Source organism: Anaerobacillus sp. ABD4_527 (assembly GCF_056160805.1).
In genome coordinates this window covers 2008917-2026311 of the sequence record NZ_JBSWXZ010000001.1, presented here as the reverse complement: position 1 = coordinate 2026311, position 17395 = coordinate 2008917, and the positions used below count along the sequence as shown (strand labels likewise).

Annotated in this window: 18 protein-coding genes; 14 read left to right on the top strand and 4 right to left on the bottom strand. The window is 42.7% G+C overall.

Features of this window, described 5'->3' with window-relative positions; genetic code table 11:
* Positions 1 to 344 precede the first annotated feature (344 nt).
* The 8 genes from ACXAHI_RS10460 (at position 345) to ACXAHI_RS10425 (ending at position 7610) form a co-directional block, all read left to right on the top strand.
* Positions 345 to 1022, top strand: coding sequence for an MgtC/SapB family protein (locus ACXAHI_RS10460; protein ID WP_270180220.1), 678 nt, complete (start codon positions 345 to 347; stop codon positions 1020 to 1022).
* A gap of 202 nt (positions 1023 to 1224) precedes the next feature.
* A complete protein-coding gene (locus ACXAHI_RS10455) occupies positions 1225 to 1509 on the top strand; it encodes a YhdT family protein (protein WP_474847528.1) in 285 nt (94 codons plus the stop codon).
* Positions 1506 to 2972 carry a sodium/pantothenate symporter gene (panF, locus tag ACXAHI_RS10450; RefSeq protein WP_474847526.1) on the top strand — a complete coding sequence of 489 codons (1467 nt, stop codon included), beginning with the start codon at positions 1506 to 1508 and terminating at the stop codon, positions 2970 to 2972. The genes ACXAHI_RS10455 and panF overlap by 4 nt, the downstream gene beginning before the upstream one ends.
* Before the next feature lie 156 nt (positions 2973 to 3128).
* Positions 3129 to 3923: a carbon-nitrogen family hydrolase gene (locus ACXAHI_RS10445; protein WP_474847524.1), complete on the top strand. Its 795-nt coding sequence runs from the start codon at positions 3129 to 3131 to the stop codon at positions 3921 to 3923.
* A 154-nt stretch (positions 3924 to 4077) separates the two neighbouring features.
* Entirely contained in the window at positions 4078 to 4173 is a 96-nt protein-coding gene (locus ACXAHI_RS10440; protein WP_270180216.1) for a putative holin-like toxin, read from the top strand.
* Positions 4174 to 4529: 356 nt separating this feature from the next.
* A complete protein-coding gene (locus ACXAHI_RS10435) occupies positions 4530 to 5771 on the top strand; it encodes a M20 family metallo-hydrolase (RefSeq protein ID WP_474847522.1) in 1242 nt (413 codons plus the stop codon).
* Positions 5772 to 5875: 104 nt separating this feature from the next.
* Positions 5876 to 6838, top strand: coding sequence for a 2-hydroxyacid dehydrogenase (locus ACXAHI_RS10430; RefSeq protein WP_474847520.1), 963 nt, complete (start codon positions 5876 to 5878; stop codon positions 6836 to 6838).
* A gap of 199 nt (positions 6839 to 7037) precedes the next feature.
* Positions 7038 to 7610 (top strand): transposase, encoded by a 573-nt coding sequence (locus tag ACXAHI_RS10425; RefSeq protein WP_474847518.1) that lies wholly within the window; start codon positions 7038 to 7040, stop codon positions 7608 to 7610.
* 83 nt (positions 7611 to 7693) lie between these two features.
* Here the strand turns inward: ACXAHI_RS10425 and ACXAHI_RS10420 are convergent, their stop codons facing one another.
* Positions 7694 to 8170 carry a hypothetical protein gene (locus ACXAHI_RS10420; protein WP_474847516.1) on the bottom strand — a complete coding sequence of 159 codons (477 nt, stop codon included), beginning with the start codon at positions 8168 to 8170 and terminating at the stop codon, positions 7694 to 7696.
* A 179-nt stretch (positions 8171 to 8349) separates the two neighbouring features.
* On the opposite strand from ACXAHI_RS10420, the gene ACXAHI_RS10415 reads away from it, so the two are divergent.
* Positions 8350 to 9231, top strand: coding sequence for an ankyrin repeat domain-containing protein (locus ACXAHI_RS10415; protein ID WP_474847514.1), 882 nt, complete (start codon positions 8350 to 8352; stop codon positions 9229 to 9231).
* A 48-nt stretch (positions 9232 to 9279) separates the two neighbouring features.
* Here the strand turns inward: ACXAHI_RS10415 and ACXAHI_RS10410 are convergent, their stop codons facing one another.
* Both ACXAHI_RS10410 and ACXAHI_RS10405 read right to left on the bottom strand, forming a co-directional pair.
* Positions 9280 to 10188: a hypothetical protein gene (locus ACXAHI_RS10410; RefSeq protein WP_474847512.1), complete on the bottom strand. Its 909-nt coding sequence runs from the start codon at positions 10186 to 10188 to the stop codon at positions 9280 to 9282.
* A gap of 253 nt (positions 10189 to 10441) precedes the next feature.
* A complete protein-coding gene (locus ACXAHI_RS10405; protein WP_474847510.1) occupies positions 10442 to 11383 on the bottom strand; it encodes a glycerophosphodiester phosphodiesterase in 942 nt (313 codons plus the stop codon).
* Between the two features lie 375 nt (positions 11384 to 11758).
* Between ACXAHI_RS10405 and ACXAHI_RS10400 the strand changes: the two genes are divergently transcribed.
* Positions 11759 to 12565, top strand: coding sequence for a histidinol-phosphatase (locus ACXAHI_RS10400; protein ID WP_474847509.1), 807 nt, complete (start codon positions 11759 to 11761; stop codon positions 12563 to 12565).
* A gap of 44 nt (positions 12566 to 12609) precedes the next feature.
* Here ACXAHI_RS10400 and ACXAHI_RS10395 read toward each other — a convergent pair whose 3' ends face one another.
* Positions 12610 to 14082: a potassium/proton antiporter gene (locus ACXAHI_RS10395; protein ID WP_474847507.1), complete on the bottom strand. Its 1473-nt coding sequence runs from the start codon at positions 14080 to 14082 to the stop codon at positions 12610 to 12612.
* 271 nt (positions 14083 to 14353) lie between these two features.
* Between ACXAHI_RS10395 and yhfZ the strand changes: the two genes are divergently transcribed.
* From yhfZ to ACXAHI_RS10375, 4 genes are all read left to right on the top strand, one after another.
* Entirely contained in the window at positions 14354 to 15286 is a 933-nt protein-coding gene (gene yhfZ, locus ACXAHI_RS10390; RefSeq protein WP_474847505.1) for a GntR family transcriptional regulator YhfZ, read from the top strand.
* A gap of 64 nt (positions 15287 to 15350) precedes the next feature.
* Positions 15351 to 15725 (top strand): PRD domain-containing protein, encoded by a 375-nt coding sequence (locus ACXAHI_RS10385; protein ID WP_474847503.1) that lies wholly within the window; start codon positions 15351 to 15353, stop codon positions 15723 to 15725.
* Complete coding sequence (locus tag ACXAHI_RS10380) at positions 15722 to 16081, top strand: DUF2620 domain-containing protein (RefSeq protein ID WP_270180204.1); 360 nt, start codon at positions 15722 to 15724, stop codon at positions 16079 to 16081. The genes ACXAHI_RS10385 and ACXAHI_RS10380 overlap by 4 nt, the downstream gene beginning before the upstream one ends.
* 20 nt (positions 16082 to 16101) lie before the next feature.
* Positions 16102 to 17391: a YhfT family protein gene (locus tag ACXAHI_RS10375; RefSeq protein WP_474847501.1), complete on the top strand. Its 1290-nt coding sequence runs from the start codon at positions 16102 to 16104 to the stop codon at positions 17389 to 17391.
* The last annotated feature ends 4 nt before the right edge of the window (positions 17392 to 17395 follow it).

Below are 17395 nucleotides of genomic sequence, written 5' to 3'. Positions count from 1 at the left end.
GTAACCTCCATGTTGTTTAAAATAGCACTTACCCAGTTTAGCAAATTATTTGTCAATTTAAAGATTTAGCAAAAATGTTCTCCTATTTTAAATGTTTGTAAATTTGTAAAAAATTTATTAAAAATGTGCGCGGTTTTACTTAGAAAGTGTTATCATACATAGATTTCTGGTACTTCTACCTGATTGCGCTGTATCAAACTATTTTTGTAAAATGAGCACTAGGCACTAAGCGTTTAGTCATACATAAATCACTAAAAAACACATAAAAATTTAATATATCGCAGGAAATTCACTTATTTTTAAAGAATTTTGATTGATAAAGAAAAGAGTTGGAGATGACTCCTATGAGCATGATTGTACTAGCAAAACTGGCTATCTCAGCACTATTAGGATTAATGATTGGAATCGAACGAGAATTAAAACATAAGCCTCTAGGACTGAAAACGTGTATGGTAATCGCCGTGAGCAGCTGTTTATTAACGATCGTATCGATCGAATCATCTGTAAAATTCGCCGAGTTCTCGACGAACATTCGAACAGATCCGATGCGACTCGCTGCCCAAGTCGTGTCAGGGATAGGTTTTATAGGCGCAGGTGTTATTCTGAGGAGAAACAACGATGCGATCTCAGGCCTTACAACAGCCGCAATTATCTGGGGAGCGTCTGGCCTCGGAATTTCAGCAGGAGCTGGATTTTACTATGAAGCATTTGTTGGTGCAGCCATTATCCTGTTTAGTGTCAATGTTCTACCCATCATCATTAAAAAAATTGGTCCGAAGCAGCTTAGGCAGCGTGAAATGCGTGCTAAGATCACGTTTCATGAAGATCAAGATGTGACAGTATTTATGAAAGCCATTTTAAAACATGACTTCGATATTAAACACGTACGCGTTCGTGATACAAAGGATCACAATCGCCAGATCGAACTTAAACTTTTAACGTTCGAAAAAAATCACACAACAGATATTTATCAGCTGTTGCGAAATGTGGATGGTGCGACGTCTGTTGAGGTTGAAGGATAAAAACACTCCTTTCAATCAAACGTTTGTTTAACGAAAAAGCTTTTGGCGAGAGTTGCGGCCAAAAGCTTTTTTATATGCTTCATAGGATGAAATGAAAAGGCAAAAGATAAGATTACGATCATCTCTATAGACTTTCTGTTGTGATGTTATTTAGAATAGGACACGTACAGAAGCAGAAGCGGTAGTGTTGAGGGGGATAAGAATGAAAAAAGGAAAGCGAAAAGGTGGGGAGGATCCACGTTTTCGAATAGCGAATCGTGAAGCCCTCGTAGGGGTTGGGCTTGTATTACTAAATTTTGCGTTATGGTATGGGACTGCTTACGGTTTAGGATCTAAACCTGTAGAGGATTATCAATACATATGGGGATTACCCGCATGGTTTTTCTATAGCTGTATCGTTGTAACGCTCGTGGTACTCTTTTTAGTCATCCTTTCGGTAAAGTATCTATATAAAGAAGTGGCTCTTGATGAGGAGGAGAACAATTGAACTGGGAAGTCGTCATTCCACTCCTCATTTTTCTAGGTAGTATTTTCGTCGTTGGTTTTTATGCATCAAGACATCTCTCTGTTACGTCTAGCTTTCTTCATGAATACTTCCTCGGAAGCCGAGAGCTCGGAGGATTTATTCTTGCGATGACGATGGTCGCAACGTATGGAAGTGCGAGCAGTTTTATCGGAGGTCCTGGCGTAGCATATGAAATGGGACTAGGCTGGGTGTTACTCGCAATGACGCAGCTGCCGACAGGGTATTTTGTATTATCTGTTCTCGGTAAAAAATTTGCGATCGTTGCAAGAAAAATCAATGCCGTTACGCTCATCGACTTTTTGAAAGAACGGTATCGAAGTAAAGCAGTGGTGATTCTATCAGCACTCAGCATCATCATCTTCCTATTTTCCGCAATGGCAGCTCAATGGGTCGGTGGAGCACGCTTGATCGAATCGTTAACAGGGCTCTCTTATACTGCAGCGCTGTTTATTTTTGCTGTATCCGTCCTTGTCTATGTGATCATTGGTGGCTTTCGTGCTGTCGCGATCACAGATACGATTCAAGGCGTCATCATGTTTTTTGGAACTCTCGTCATTCTTGTGGGGACAGTGATTGCTGGAGGGGGAATCGAAAACATCATGTCAGACCTTTCAGCTGAAAATCCAAATTTGATCTCGCCTTATGGACCTGACCGCTCCTTAACACCGCTTTACGTGTCATCATTCTGGCTGCTCGTAGGTGTTGGAGTGGTAGGTCTCCCACAAGTTGCCGTGCGCGCGATGTCTTATAAAAGCTCAAGAGGGATGCACCGCGCTTTAATCATCGGAACAGTGGTTGTCGGATTTATCATGCTCGGCATGCACCTCACTGGTGTTTTTGCGAGAGCCGTTTTACCTGGGATCGAAGTGGGTGATACGGTTATGCCTCGGATCGCAATGGAAGTTCTTCCACCTTGGGTCGCGGGGATCGTTCTTGCAGCACCGATGGCAGCAATTATGTCTACGGTGGACTCGTTGCTTTTACTCGTAAGCTCTGCAGTGGTGAAAGATGTGTACTTAAACTACGTGAAGTCTGATGCGAGCGATCGAACGATTAAACGATTTAGCATCGGAGTTACCGCGGTCCTAGGCATCCTCGTATTCCTGATGGCCGTAAATCCTCCTGACCTTCTGATCTGGCTGAACCTTTTCTCTTTCGGCGGCTTAGAAGCAGCCTTTATTTGGCCAGTTGTGATGGGACTATACTGGAAGAAAGGGAATGCGAGTGGAGCGATGGCGTCACTGCTGACGGGTGTAGGGACCTATATCTTGTTCAACACCTTCTTGCCTAATGCATTCGGCATGCATACGGTTGTACTGCCAGTCTTGATCTCATTTGTGTCATATGTGCTCGTAAGCTTATTAACAGTGAAGCGGCACGAAGAAACGCAGGCACTCGTGTTAGAGAACATGTGGAAAGCGTAACGTAGTCGACAGGTACCAGGTACCTGTCGATTTTTAATACAAACAATTTGATGTTTCTGAAAATTTAGATGTATGATGTGGGAAGAGATAACGCTTTGGCAGACTTAACGAATAGAGAACTAGAATGCATTTACTTTAGACACAGGAGGGAAAGAAATGAAGTTTTCAATTTACCAGATGGACATTATTGCAGGAGATCCCGAGAGAAATCGTCAGAAGGTAAGTGAGTGGGTAGAGAAAGAGGTAGCGAGCGCAAATCCTGACACGATTGTTCTTCCAGAGATGTGGACAACCGCTTATACGCTTTCGGACCTTAACCTCTATGCAGATGAAAATGCTGAACCGACGAAGGGGTTTCTAAGTGAATTAGCTTTGAAGCATGATATTAATATCATCGGAGGCTCCGTTGCGAACAAACTCGATGGCAAATTTTATAACTCCTCATTGATTGTTAATCGAAAAGGCGAGCTTGTATATCAGTACGATAAAGTTCATCTTGTTCCGATGTTAAACGAGCCAGCATATCTTTCAGGAGGCACAAAAGCTCCAACAATCTTTGAACTTGATGGCATCAAGATGGGAGTAATAATCTGTTATGATCTTCGCTTCCCTGAAATCATTCGCACCCTTGCTTTAGAAGGTGCTCAAGTTCTTCATATTGTAGCGGAGTGGCCGCTTGCTAGACGCTCTCATTGGCGTACGCTGCAGCTTGCAAGAGCAATTGAGAATCAGATGTATGTTGTTTCTTGTAACCGAGTTGGCAGCTATGATGGCGTTGAATTTGCAGGAACTTCGATGGCGATCGACCCGTGGGGAGATGTTCTTGAAGAAGGTGGAGTACAGGAAGAAAAGTCGCTCTCCGTTTCATTGGATCTAGAAAAAGTGAAGCAGGTTCGAAAGGATGTCCCAATTTTTGATAGTAGAGTACCTCACCTTTATAAACATAAATAAGTAGCTGCATAAAAGCATCCTTTGAAGAGGTGCTGAAGTCACGATGACTAATTGCCCATGCTATTCACCTTACCGTCTGTGGTAAAATAACCTTAACAGCTGTAAAGCAGGGTGGGCGGTGGTACCCCATGAACGAAAGGGGGTGCTGCCTATAATGATGACCACATACGAGGCATTGGTATTGATGATTAGCTTTGCTTCTCTTGTGATCACGATTATTACGGTTTCAGGTAATAATAAAAAGAAGTAACCCACCCTGCCCCGGCCAAGGTTTAAGGTGAGTTACTTCATTCATTTGCCTTTTGAGCCGCCGCTCTTCTTGCGGAGCAGCTGTATGGACGCTGGTGTTGATGCACCAGCGTTCTTTTTTACGTTATGATATCTACTCCTATTATATGCACTTCTGATTGATATGGCAAGGTATAATGGTGCCTTTTAGGTACCATTCTGGTGCCTGGTACCACCCGGATTTGCTCATAATTTGTCGAACGGGATAAGAGTTAGACGTAATATCAAATGGAGAGCTAAAATATCCAACAAAGTGTAAAATGTAAGGCTATTCCTGCTTTGCTATAGTGGACTAAAACCAATGAAAGTGGTGAGGTTATGTCCATTAACCGCTCACGTCTACAACATCATTTAGAAGCACTTGCAGAGATAGGAAAGATCGGAGATACAGGCGTTTGCCGTCTCGCACATTCGAAAGAAGATCGGCAGGCAGTGGATGTCGTAAAGGGGTGGATGGAGGATGCTGGGTTATCAGCTGAAATCGATGGTTTCGGAAATTTGATAGGAAGAATTGAAGGAGAAAATCATGAGCTTCCTATATTAATTCTTGGCTCACATATCGATTCTCAGCCGTATGGAGGAAGGTTCGATGGAACAGCCGGAGCGCTAGGTGCCATCGAAGTCATTCACACGATGAAAGAAAATGGGATCAAACCGAAACGAACGATTGAAGTCATCTGTTTTTCAGATGAAGAAGGCTCAAGGTTTAATAAAGGTGTTTTCGGTGTCCGTGCACTTGTTGGCATGCTTGAAGAAGGAGAACTTGAGCGCGAGGACAAAAGCGGTGTCTCAAGGAGAGAAGCTTTGAAAGAGTTCGCTGTAGAACCTGATTTGAACGAGAGTCCTGTTTATCAAAAAGGTGACATCGAAGCGTTCCTAGAACTTCATATCGAGCAGGGTCCTGTCCTCGAATCAAAAAATAAGCCGGTCGGCATCGTATCTGGTATTTCAGGGCCGATCTGGCTTACAGTTACGCTCGAAGGTTTTGCTGGTCACGCTGGATCTGTTCCAATGAATTTGAGAAGAGATGCGATGGTAGGGGCAAGTGAAATCATTTCTAAATTTGATCGGATGGTTAAAGAGAAAGGAAAAGATACGACGGTTGGAACCGTTGGAAGTGTACAGGTTTTTCCTAACTCTCGAAACATCATCCCTGAAAAAGTAGAATTTACGATCGACTTACGAGATATCGACCTTGATCACCGCACGAAGCTTGAACAAGAGCTATATACCATTATCGAGGATACGTCGACTGCCTATAATCTTACGTATAGTATCAGAGAAGATACAAAAAGTGATCCGAGGTATTGTGCAGACTGGATTAAAGAAATTATGGCAGAAGAAGATGAAAAGCTTGATCTCGATTCGCCAGTTCTAATGAGTGGACCGTTTCATGACGCACTTTTCATGTCCTATATAAGTGACTACGGCATGATCTTCGTTCGTTGTGAGAAAGGCATCAGTCACAATCCGCTTGAGTTTGCAGAAATGGATGATATCGAGAAAGGAGTGAACCTCCTTTATAAGACGGCAATAAGGATTGCAGAGAAAACCGGGTGAGGTACCACCCGGTTTTTGTCATATCATCTGTGTGCAACAGGTATGAAGAGGGTATATGCTGAACATAAAGTAGTTAGAGATCCTTAAAGGAGTGCAAATTACAAATGAAACGGAAAATATATTTAACAAGGAAATTACCTGAACCGATCGTTCAGCGTTTAAACGAGACATGTGAGGTGCGAATGTGGGAAGAGGACGAAAAGCCTGTACCGAGAGAGGTGCTTGAGGAGGAGGTCAGAGATGTCGAAGGCCTCTTTTGTTTACTCACAGAACAAATCGATGCATCACTGTTAGATAAGGCAGACAAGCTTAAAGTAGTCTCAAATATGGCTGTAGGCTATAACAACATCGATGTTGAAGCTGCGAAGGAACGTAACGTTATCGTTACAAATACACCAGGTGTTCTAACAGAAACGACTGCAGACCTGACCTTCTCTTTGTTGATGGCGACAGCTAGGAGAATTCCAGAGGCTTCTGAGTACTTGCGGAACGGAAATTGGAACACGTGGTCTCCGATGCAGCTAACCGGACAGGATATTCATGGAGCGACACTAGGTATAATCGGGCTCGGCAGAATAGGGGAGGCTGTTGCGAAACGAGCTCAAGGGTTTGATATGAAGGTACTCTACCACAATCGAAGTCGTAATCATGAGGCTGAAGGAAGGCTTGATCTTCACTTTACAGAGCTAAATACCTTGTTACGTGAAAGTGATTATGTTTGTGTGTTAACGCCTTTCACGCCTGAGACGAACAACCTGATCGATACTGAACAACTAGATCTTATGAAGAAAAGTGCGATTATCATTAATTCAGCAAGAGGGGGGATCGTAAACGAAAAGGCACTGTACAAAGCGTTAAAAGAACAGTCGATCTGGGCAGCGGGGCTAGATGTATTCGAAGAAGAGCCGGTACGCTTAAATCACCCTCTCCTTACGCTTCCAAACGTTGTTACACTGCCGCATATAGGGAGTGCAAGTATAAAAACGAGAATGAAGATGGCGGATCTTGCAGCAACCAATTTGCTTGCTGTTCTTGAAGGGGAAGAGCCGCCGAACAAGGTCGGGTGACAGGCACCACCCGAACTAGCTCGAACGGTGTCGGAGAGTTTATGTTGACGTTTCTTGTGAGAGCGAAGTAATCTGAATCTAATACGAAAGGAGGGATCGATTGAACCACCACTAATCACGAAGGAGAGAAGAAAGTGAGAACCAAGCATCATCCCCGTTCCACCTTTACCCGCCATCGAACAACCAACGTTCCATCCCCATGGTAAGGAAACGCAGAGTTTGGCTTCCCAATCACTTTTATCACATTGTAAGCAGAGGAAACCGTAAGGAGGTATTGTTTCAAGACGATAAAGATTACCGTGTGTTTTTCTACATCCTCGAAGAAGTCTTCGAATCCCACCCTTTTGAAATCTCTTCATACTGTTTACTCAGCAATCATTACCACCTTCAGCTTCGGTCGAAGAATGTTCCTGTTTCCAAAATCATGGCTTTGATCAACAAACGTTATGCGACCTATTTTAATTTACGTTATGAATTAACGGGGCATGTTTTTGAAAAGCGATATTTTGGTGAGATTCTAGAAACGAATGGCGATATGTTGGAGGTGAGTCGATATATCCATTTAAACCCTGTTAAAGCGGGCATTTGTCTTCGCCCTGAAGATTACCGCTGGTCAAGCTATCGCTATTACTACAATAGTTATCGGACCATTCCTTATCTCAAAACTTCCGTCCTATTAGAGGGCTATCCAGGAACGGTAAGGGAGAAAAGAGCTGAGTATCGTAACTATGTGAATGTGTTACGAAAAGATCTACTAAACCCTACTTTATAACAGGCATAACCTTCAGAATTCGAGTGAGGTGCCTTATTAAGCACCTCACCCACTATTAAACAAACGTTTGATTGAACAAGGAACTAGTTGTAATTCCACAATATCCGATACTTCCCATCCTCTTTTACTATAATGACCTCTTGCACGATGTTGAACTTTCCAAAATCGTTATTAAAGGTTTGTGTGACTGTTGTTACGTAAACTTTCTTTAACACCAGTCCGCTTCCAGGCGTCTTCCAGTTTTTCTTTGCTTTAATTTTACTAACTTTAAACGTAAATGACTTAGAGAATGTATCTTGTGTTAAAAACTGAGCGCGCAATTTGCTATATTGCTCGTCTGAAAAACGGTTCTTCATTTCGGAATGGAATAAATTCCAGGATTGAGTGTAGTTCCCTTTTTGCTCATATTTATAAAATTCCTTTACAGCATCGGCAGCTTTCGCTCTTGGTTGCTGCAGAATCCATATCGTTACGCTTCCACCTAATAATAAAATGATAATTCCGATGATTAAGAACTTTGCGCCTCCACCAGGCTGACGGCGAGTTTTGAAGTGCGACAAGGTAGTTACCTCCTTGAGGCTTGACTAATAAAGTGTATGAGCTACTTGAGTTGTCCCATTCAAAGTAGTTTCTCTTTTCTGATTATTTAACCATCTAAGCCTAGATTAAGGTTATACTAGAAGATGAATAGTAAAAAAGTAGGATGCAGGGGGAGAGTAAGGTGAACTGTAAATGACTGGTGGGAATACTTTTTCTTTCATTTATTGTTGGATGTGAGTATATCGAGTCCTCTCCTGATTCACAAATGGTTTCTAGTGCGGAAGAAACTAAGAAGTCCGAAGAGAGCGAGGTTTCTGGTCAAGAGCGACTATGGAGTCTGATTACTTCTGAAGGTAATAGCGATTTTCTAAACGAAGTGGCTTCTTTAATAGAAGGTGGTGTCGATCCTAATCAAAAGAACAGCGATGGACAAACCCCTTTAGGTTACGCGGTAGAAACTGCGGATAACAAGCTTGTGCAAGTGTTAATACAGTCAGGAGCTGGAAATACGAGTCACGCTCTAGATGAACTTTTAGAGGTGGCTGCAGACAATCAACATTATGAAATTATAGATACCTTGTTGAAGAGTGGAGCGCACTTTGAAATTGGAAATGAAGCGAAGTTGATTCAGGCTGTTGAAGAAGCTAATCGTGAGTTAATTCGCATTCTTTTACATAATGGGTATAATCCTAATCAGCTAGTAACGAGTGAGGGAAAAGACACCACTCTCCTTAACCATGCGATTAAGGGTGGAGACGAATCGTTAATAACGATGCTTCTTAATGGTGGAGCAAATCCTAACTACGCAGTTGAAGACGGGGGTAACGCTTTATCTATCGCCGTTGCAGAAGGATCTGCTGACTTGTTAACGATGTTACTAGCCAAGGGCGGAGACCCAAATAGTGTCATTCAAGACCAATCCTTACTACATAAAGCGATTGATAAGAACGAAGCAGCCTTAGTAGAAACGCTTCTTAGTTATGGAGCATTTGCTCAATCTGATGAAGAGAGACAAAAGATAATGAAGATAGCTGAAGCGAACAAAGAGATCACAGATCTCCTTGTGAATTATGGGTGGTGACAGGTGGTGCCTGGCACCACCCGTTTTTTCTGTTATTATGTCGAAGGGTTAGTCGATGTTTTCGATCCCCTCATTTTCTGGGTTATAGCGAACGCCGTTCCGTAAGCCTACAAAGAAGGTGATCTTTTCGTCTTTGTTTCCGTAACCTTCGACTTTTATGATTTGTTCTGGAATGTCTGCTGGAAGCATCACGGTATTGCTAGCTAGCGTCTTAGATTTCAGCTGTTTTTGTTTGCTATTTTCGTAGTATGTCACAACGTATTCAAATGAAGTGCTCTCTGCATTGGTTACCCCAAAAGACAACTGTGCAGGACCACTATAAATGAATGTCGTATCACCGATATCAGCAAGTGGTAAGATGGTTGGCTTAGTGTCTTCGTGGCAAATGTTGTATGTATATCCTTCCGTGCAATAATCTGTACTGATTTTTTTTGATTCATTTTGAAGCGTGACTTCCGCAACAGGTGGCCCGCTTTCCTCAATACGATCGATTGTTTTTTCCTGCGCGTAGATTTCAATCAAAATGGGCATGTAAGCAGTCCCTAATATTATAACTGGTACGAGAGGCAATAGAAGGGCACTCTTTTTATGACGTGCGCCATGGTAAATTAATTCATCGTATATAAAATAAATACACGCGATGCCGAGCGGGAACAGTTGAAGAAAGTCGCCGTCCCCTTGAAAGAGGTATCCGTTAAAAAGGAGTATTCCCGCAATATAGGCGGGGATAATATGGATCATTAAATTTACCCAAAAGCGGAACGGAACTAGATTCCTAGTAATGAAACCAGCCAATATATTCACTGGAGTACCGATCATCAGCATGATAGGGACACCGTAAAAGGTGAACAAAAAGGTTGTAGCCACTCCATCAGAGTGGAAGAATCCAGTTATCACTAAGAACAATATGTAAGTAATGACTGTTAATCCAGTGATCAAGGTTTTCTTTTTTAGCATATAACACACGCATCCTTTCACAATCACTTAACCAGTATTTAGGAGCGGTTTCAGTATATCACAGTTGAATCACTTTATGTGAAATATTGAGCAAGTGAGTGTAAAAAAGTGAAAAGGCTAGATGTGCTTTCTTGAGAGAGCAATTATCTTAGTAGGAGACGAAAAAGAATTCACTTTTAAAACCAACTAAAAAAGCCCAGCACAAGCGAACTCATGCCGGACTTTGGACTTTATAAACGAATAGAATGATCGATCAATCTTCATCCTCTTCATTCTCATCATCATCATCATCTTCGTCTTCATCATCCTCAAAATCATCCATAACCTCATCCAAACGGTCTGGATAATTCGTAAACATTCCAGTTACACCCCAGTCTAGTAGGCGCTTCATGTCTTCTTTTTCATTGACTGTGTAAGGGTGAATCAGTAAGCCAGATTCTCTTACTTTCTCAACGTATTCTTGATCAATTTTTGTGTATGACATTCCTACACCAACAGCGTATCGGTTGAGTTCTGCTAGCTCTTGATCTGTGATCGTAGCTGGCGTTTTATAAGAAATTAGCTGTACTAGCGGCATGTCAGGTGCAAGGTCATGCATTTTTAATAGACTCGCTTTACTGAAAGATTGCACGAGAACTTTTCCGCGTTCCTCATATTTTGGAGTAAGCTCATACTTTTCTAGTACACGAAGTAATTCTTTTTCCATGCCTGGATAAACTTCAGGGGATTTCGTTTCGATATAGTAGCGAGAGTCGTTTCCAAATGTCTGGATCACTTCCTCAAGAGTTGGAACTTCAAGACCTTGGTAAGCACGTTTCGCCTTCTCAGGATTTTCTTCGTTAAACCAGCTTCCTGCATCAAGTTTCTTTAATTCTTCAAGCGTATAATCTTTTACGAGACCTGTTCCGTCAGTCGTGCGGTCAACACGTTCATCGTGCATCGCAACAAGGACACCATCTTTTGTCATCTGTAGATCGATTTCAATGTAATCGCCATTCATTCGTTCACCAAGCTTGTATGAAGGGATTGTATGTTCAGGGGCATGACCTGAAGCCCCTCTGTGAGCTACGTTTAATCGTTTATTTGGGTCAAGAAGGGATCCTTCTTCCTCCGCAGATACGATTGTACCAGGAATCATGCTAGCTACTAATAGTAGACTAAGAGACAGTATTGCTAAATTAAATAGACGCTTCAATCTAATCATCCTCCTAAGTGCTCAATGTAAATGGTTGTTTACAAAACGCCTTTCCGCAGGGAACGGAGGGCTGTTTTGAACAACAGGAATTTAGCACAGACACCTGATCCGCACAATAGAATCTATGTGAAATGGTTAGATCGAATCATGTTTCATAGTTAAATATGGAATTATGCAGGTGGATGGTAATGGTTATCAAGGTAAGGTGGGTAGACCAAACCTCTCAAAAAAATTAATAATTCCTTCACAAACCTAGTAGTAAAACGTGTGTATCAGTTAGAAAATAATAAAAATTGCGCATTTTTATCTTTCTTAATTAAGCTGTGTGATAGGATAATGATGAAAAGACCTATATTTTGGAAAGGGGAAATCTATATGAAATTCGATTTTCATACGCACCATGAACGCTGTGGTCATGCAGAGGCAACGATTGAGGATTACATACAAGCTGCGATAAAAAATGATCTGCAGATGATCGGTATCTCTGATCATTCACCTTTTTTTGCGAGTGAGGAAGATCGAGCGAAGCCGCGTATAGCGATGGCGAAAAGTGAATTTTCTTCTTACGTTGAAGAAGTATTGAAGCTAAAAGAAAAATACAGCGGTAAAATTGACGTATTGTTAGGTGTGGAATCAGATTTCTTCAGGGAACATTATCCGTTATATAAGAGCATTTATGATCAATACCCGTTTGATTACATCATCGGATCTGTTCACTACAGTAACGAGGTCAATATTTTTGATAAAAAGCGATGGGAAAATGTTACGGAAGAGGACGTTAGAAAAGAAAAGGAGCTTTACTATCAACTGATCGTTGAATCTGCAGAAAGTGGTGTGTTCGATATCCTTGGACATATCGATGCGATGAAGGGCTTTTACCCAGACTTCACAAACGTTCATACTCCTGAAGTGGAAAAAGCGTTGAAGCGACTTGGCGAAGTAGATGCAACGATCGAAGTGAATACTTCTGGTAAACATAAAGACTGTGGGGGCTGGTATCCAGCTAACGATATGTTAGAGATGGCACACCACTACGGCGTAGGGGTTACGTTTGGTTCAGATGCGCACTGGCCTGATCGTGTCGGAGAAGAATTTGAAGAAGTTCGAGCAACACTGAAAGAGATTGGATTTAAGAACTGGACGATTTTTAAGGAGCGTAAGAAGCAGCTCGTCGAACTATAAGAGAAAGGGATCAGGTTGGTGTAGTCCAACTTGATCCCTTTTATTTATCCGCCTATCGTTTTACGAATACCGAGAACTTTTTCAAGTTCTGATCGCTTTTGATTTTCAACAAGGATGTATAGAACATCGTTTACTTGCACCTTCGTTTCACCAGAAGGCGCAATCAGTTCATCTGCTCGAATGATCGCACTCACCAGAACTTTTTCTGGAAAAGAAATGTCTGATAACTCTCGTCCAACGAGATTCGAAGACGATGTGATGGTGTACGGAATCATCTCAGCGTTTACCGTTGTCGATGAAACGAGCTCAAGCGAATGAGATGGCACATGAACTTCAGGTCCTGTAAGACCAAGACGCTTTGCGATAAAAGGAATGGTCGTTCCCTGAAACAGGGCTGATGTCAGTACGATTGAAAAAATGAGATTAAAGAACAGCTGGCTGTTCTCGAGACCAGCCAACAATGGGAACGTTGCGAGTACGATTGGAACAGCTCCTCTTAAGCCAGCCCACGAGAGAAACACTTTTTCTTTTAAAGTGAATTTAAAAGGAATACTCGATATAAAAACGGCAACTGGCCGTGCGATGAAAATGAGTATAGCTGATAATGCTAGTCCTTTTAATACAATCCACGTAGAGAATAACTCAGCAGGAAAGACAAGAAGACCAAGCATGATAAACATGAGAATCTGCATCAACCAAGCGATGCCATCATGGAAACGGAAGATCGACTGACCATATGGAAGACTCTTCGTATTCCCGAGTACCAGTGCAGCTGCGTAAACAGCTAAAAGCCCGCTTGCATTGATGAGGTCTGTCACGCTGTATGTAAACAGAGCGATGGCGATGGAGAATACAGGATATAAACCGTTCGAACCAAGGTCGATATTCTTCATGGCCCAGGATGCTGCGTATCCTAAAAGAACTCCGAATATGAGTCCAACCCCCATCTGCCAGAAGAAGGAAAGAACGATTGAAGCTCCGATCGTTTTTTCACCAATTGCCACTTGAAGAAGAGACAGCGTTAAGAACATTGCCATCGGATCATTCGATCCAGACTCCGCTTCGAGAGTTGATTGAAGTTTAGTCTTAATATTTTTTCCTTTCAAAACCGAGAACACGGCAGCCGCATCTGTAGAACCAACGATCGCACCTAAAAGAAGCGCTTCGTTCCACGTGACATCGAGTAGTAGCTTTGCTGCCACCCCGAAGAGACCTGCTGTGATCAGAACGCCTATCGTTGCGAGCGATAACGAAATAGGGAGGACTGCTTTTGTTCTACGCCATTCAGTCTGAAGACCACCATCGAACAAAATGAGGACAAGAGCGAGGATTCCCAATGATTGCGTTAATGAAGCGTTATCGAAATAGATGAACCCAAACCCGTCACTTCCAAAGAGCATTCCGACGATAATGAAAAGAACAAGAGCTGGCACACCTACTCGTGATGAGAATTTCGCCATCATCACGCCACCTATTAAAAATAACGCACTAAATAATATGACCATATCTGTTTGCATTTTGTTGCCCCTTCTATCATTCACATCAAACGTATGCGCTAATCTTATTAAGTGTTTCACTTAATGAAAACCATATACCGTACTTTATACTTTGACTAAATTTTATCATATAAGAAGGGCAGTCACTAATATTTTGAATTGTTTACTATAGGTGGTAAGTCCTTATTCTAGCCATAGCGCTTGAATAATCAGAAAATTCATTGAAATAGATTCCCCGTTACGTTACACTGACGTTATAAAATACAAAATACTGTATATTGAGGTGGGGACGTTGGACGGCAAGTGGGAGAAATTATACAACAAGAATGGTTTGGCAGCGAGAAAAATTGCTGGAAGATTGTTATCCATCGAGCCAGGAAGCAGAATTCCTCGGGTCAGTGATTTCGTTACAGAAACATCGCTTGGAAGGGGGACGATTCAGGGAGCGTTTCGTTTACTAGAGGAGATTGGTGCGATTCAGCTAGAAGCAAGAGGGCACCTTGGGACATTTCTTGTTAAGACGGATAAGAAATTGCTTTGGGAAGTTGCGGGTCTTGGCGCTGTTATGGGTGCGATGCCGCTACCATATTCACGAAAATATGAAGGGTTAGCAACAGGTCTCGTGCAAGTGTTCGAGGATATGAAGATCCCTTTTAATTTGGCATTCATGAGAGGGTCATCGAATAGAATCGACGCGCTGAAGGAAGGCAGGTATGATTTTGTAATCGTATCTCGCCTTGCAGCGGAGCTTGCGATTCAAGAAACAAACGCTGTTGAAATCGTGAAATCCTTCGGGAGTTATTCCTATGTTTCTGGTCATGAAATTCTATTTGCAGATCAGGAGGGTAATGAAATCAAACCTGGCATGAGAGTTGGGATCGACTACTCATCAGCGGACCAGCATATGATGACGGAATATGAAGTTGAAGGATTAGATATTGAGCTCATTGAAGTGAATTATATGCAGTTGATGGAGATGCTGAAAAACCACGAAATCGATGCTGCTGTATGGAATAAAGACGAAACTGCACTCTCTGAAGGCTTAGGAAAAGGAGCTTTTCGCTCACAAAAAGCAGTTGAGATCAGTAGAAAAGTAAACGAGGCTTGCTTGCTCCTACACCGAGATCGAAGCGAACTTCATGAGTTTTTAAGTGAGCTATCATTGAGTAATGTTATTCGCATTCAACAGCAGGTTGAAGATAGAAAACGTTACCCAAGGTATTGAGAGTAGAACGTCACTTAGTCACGGAACAAATATACTAAATTCTGTATATTGGAGGTTGTATGCATTGACGACGATTAATGAGCGACTCAACATTCTAGAAGCGGGTAATGTGATCAGTCCCGAAGCGGCGCTGATAGCGGAAAAAGCTGTACAGCGGCTAAAAAGTAAGTCTTCCGATCTTCCGCAGAACAAGCTTGAAATGCTTGTAACGCATCTTGCCACAGCACTCACACGAATGTCTAGAGGAGAAAAAATCGATCAACCGCCTGACGCTTTAGTTGCGGAGGTGGACAGAACTGAGCACGTGCAGTCTGCTTTAGATGAAATCAAGTGGGTGGAAACAGTTTGGGGGGAAAAGCTTCCTCTAGCAGAAATCGCATTTTTAAAGATTCACTATGTATCTATTTTTCAACAATTGAAGGAGGAGCAATCGCAATGAAAATTGTAATCGGTGGTCAAGTTGATAAAAAAGAGGTAGAAGCACTGGTAAAAGAGTATGGACCAGAAGGGGTCGAGACATCGATTAAATCCGATGTTGAAGCTGCGATGGCAGTAAAGACAGGGCAAGCAGATTATTACGTTGGAGCATGTCACACGGGTGGCGGCGGCGCGTTAGCCATGGCGATCGCAATCGTAGGGAAGCCACAGTGCGAGACAGTATCTATGCCGGGACGAAAGCCAAATGAGGAGAAGATCAATGAAGCTGTAAAAGCAGGGAAAAAAGCTTTCGGTTTTACATCAGATCACATCGAAACGGCCGTACCTATGATTATGAAGGCGATTAAAGCACGATAATCTGAAAGGAGAATCGCATGATGGAAATGGTGCTCATTATACTGATCGGTGCGATGGCGGCAGTTTTGGCGAATTTGAACTTGGCTGTTTTTAATGATGGCTTGCGGCCGATCGTACCGGAAAACACGGAAGGTCGTATGGGGCGTAAAGAGCTCGGTGTCACAGCCTTCGCGATGAGTTTTGGACTCGTTATCGGGTTTGGTATTCCATTTACGATTACAGCAAGCATTATTTTGATACATAGTATTCTCCTCGGAACAGACATCATTGGATTGATGACACCAAGAAACAAGTGGGGAACACCAGTGGCTGCAGTTATTGGTGGTGCCTATGGAGCAGGGTTATTAGTAGGGTTAGAAGGATTTGTAGCACTCTTTGAAAAACTGCCGCTGAACTTTCTCGATGCAATGGGTCAGGTTGGATCCCCTGTAGTCGTAACATTCATGGCGTTCCCAGCCCTCGCCGTTGCGTTACAGTTTAGTGTAAAAAAAGGTGTACTCACGTTTATCATTTCAGCAATCGTGAGACAGCTAGCCGTTTGGTTAAATGAAAGCGGTGTCTTGACGTTTGGCGGCACAGCCGTCACGTTGAACCAGGAAGGAATGGCACTGATCGCAGGTATGATCTTCTTGATCACCTATGCTGTGCGTCAGAAGTCAGATTCTGAAGGAAGTGGAATCGACCTTGCTTCCGTTTTTAGTGAACGTGTGGACCGTATTAAGAAACACGTTGTGTATTTTATGATCATGGGTGGACTGATCGCTGCAGCTACCAATCTATTAATCATGGCGGGTGATCCGATTTCACTTAATTTAATCGCTGAAGGAAAAGTAACGGACGGTGCGATCGCAGCAGGAGCTCGTGCACTTGGCTTTATTCCTCTTGTCGCGAGTACTGCGATTGCAACGGGTGTGTATGGTCCCGTCGGATTTACGATTGTTTTTGTCGTAGGCTTACTCGTTCCGAATGTGTGGGTCGCTTTAGTAGCTGGAGCCATTACGATCTTTTTAGAGGTCATGCTGCTTAGCAAAGTAGCGCGTTTTCTCGATAAGTATCCAGGTGTTCGCCAGTCGGGTGAAAACATTCGTACGGCGATGACGCGTCTATTAGAAGTGGCACTCTTGATCGGTGGAGCGAATGCGGCGAATGCGATCGCACCTGGCCTTGGCTTCTTCATTATCGCTGGTTTTTACTTATTGAATGAAATTGCAGGTCGCCCAATCGTACGGATGGCAGTTGGCCCAATCGGAGCGATCGCTGTAGGGATTCTTGCAAATATTCTCGTGCTACTTGGTATCATGCAGCTGTAAAAAG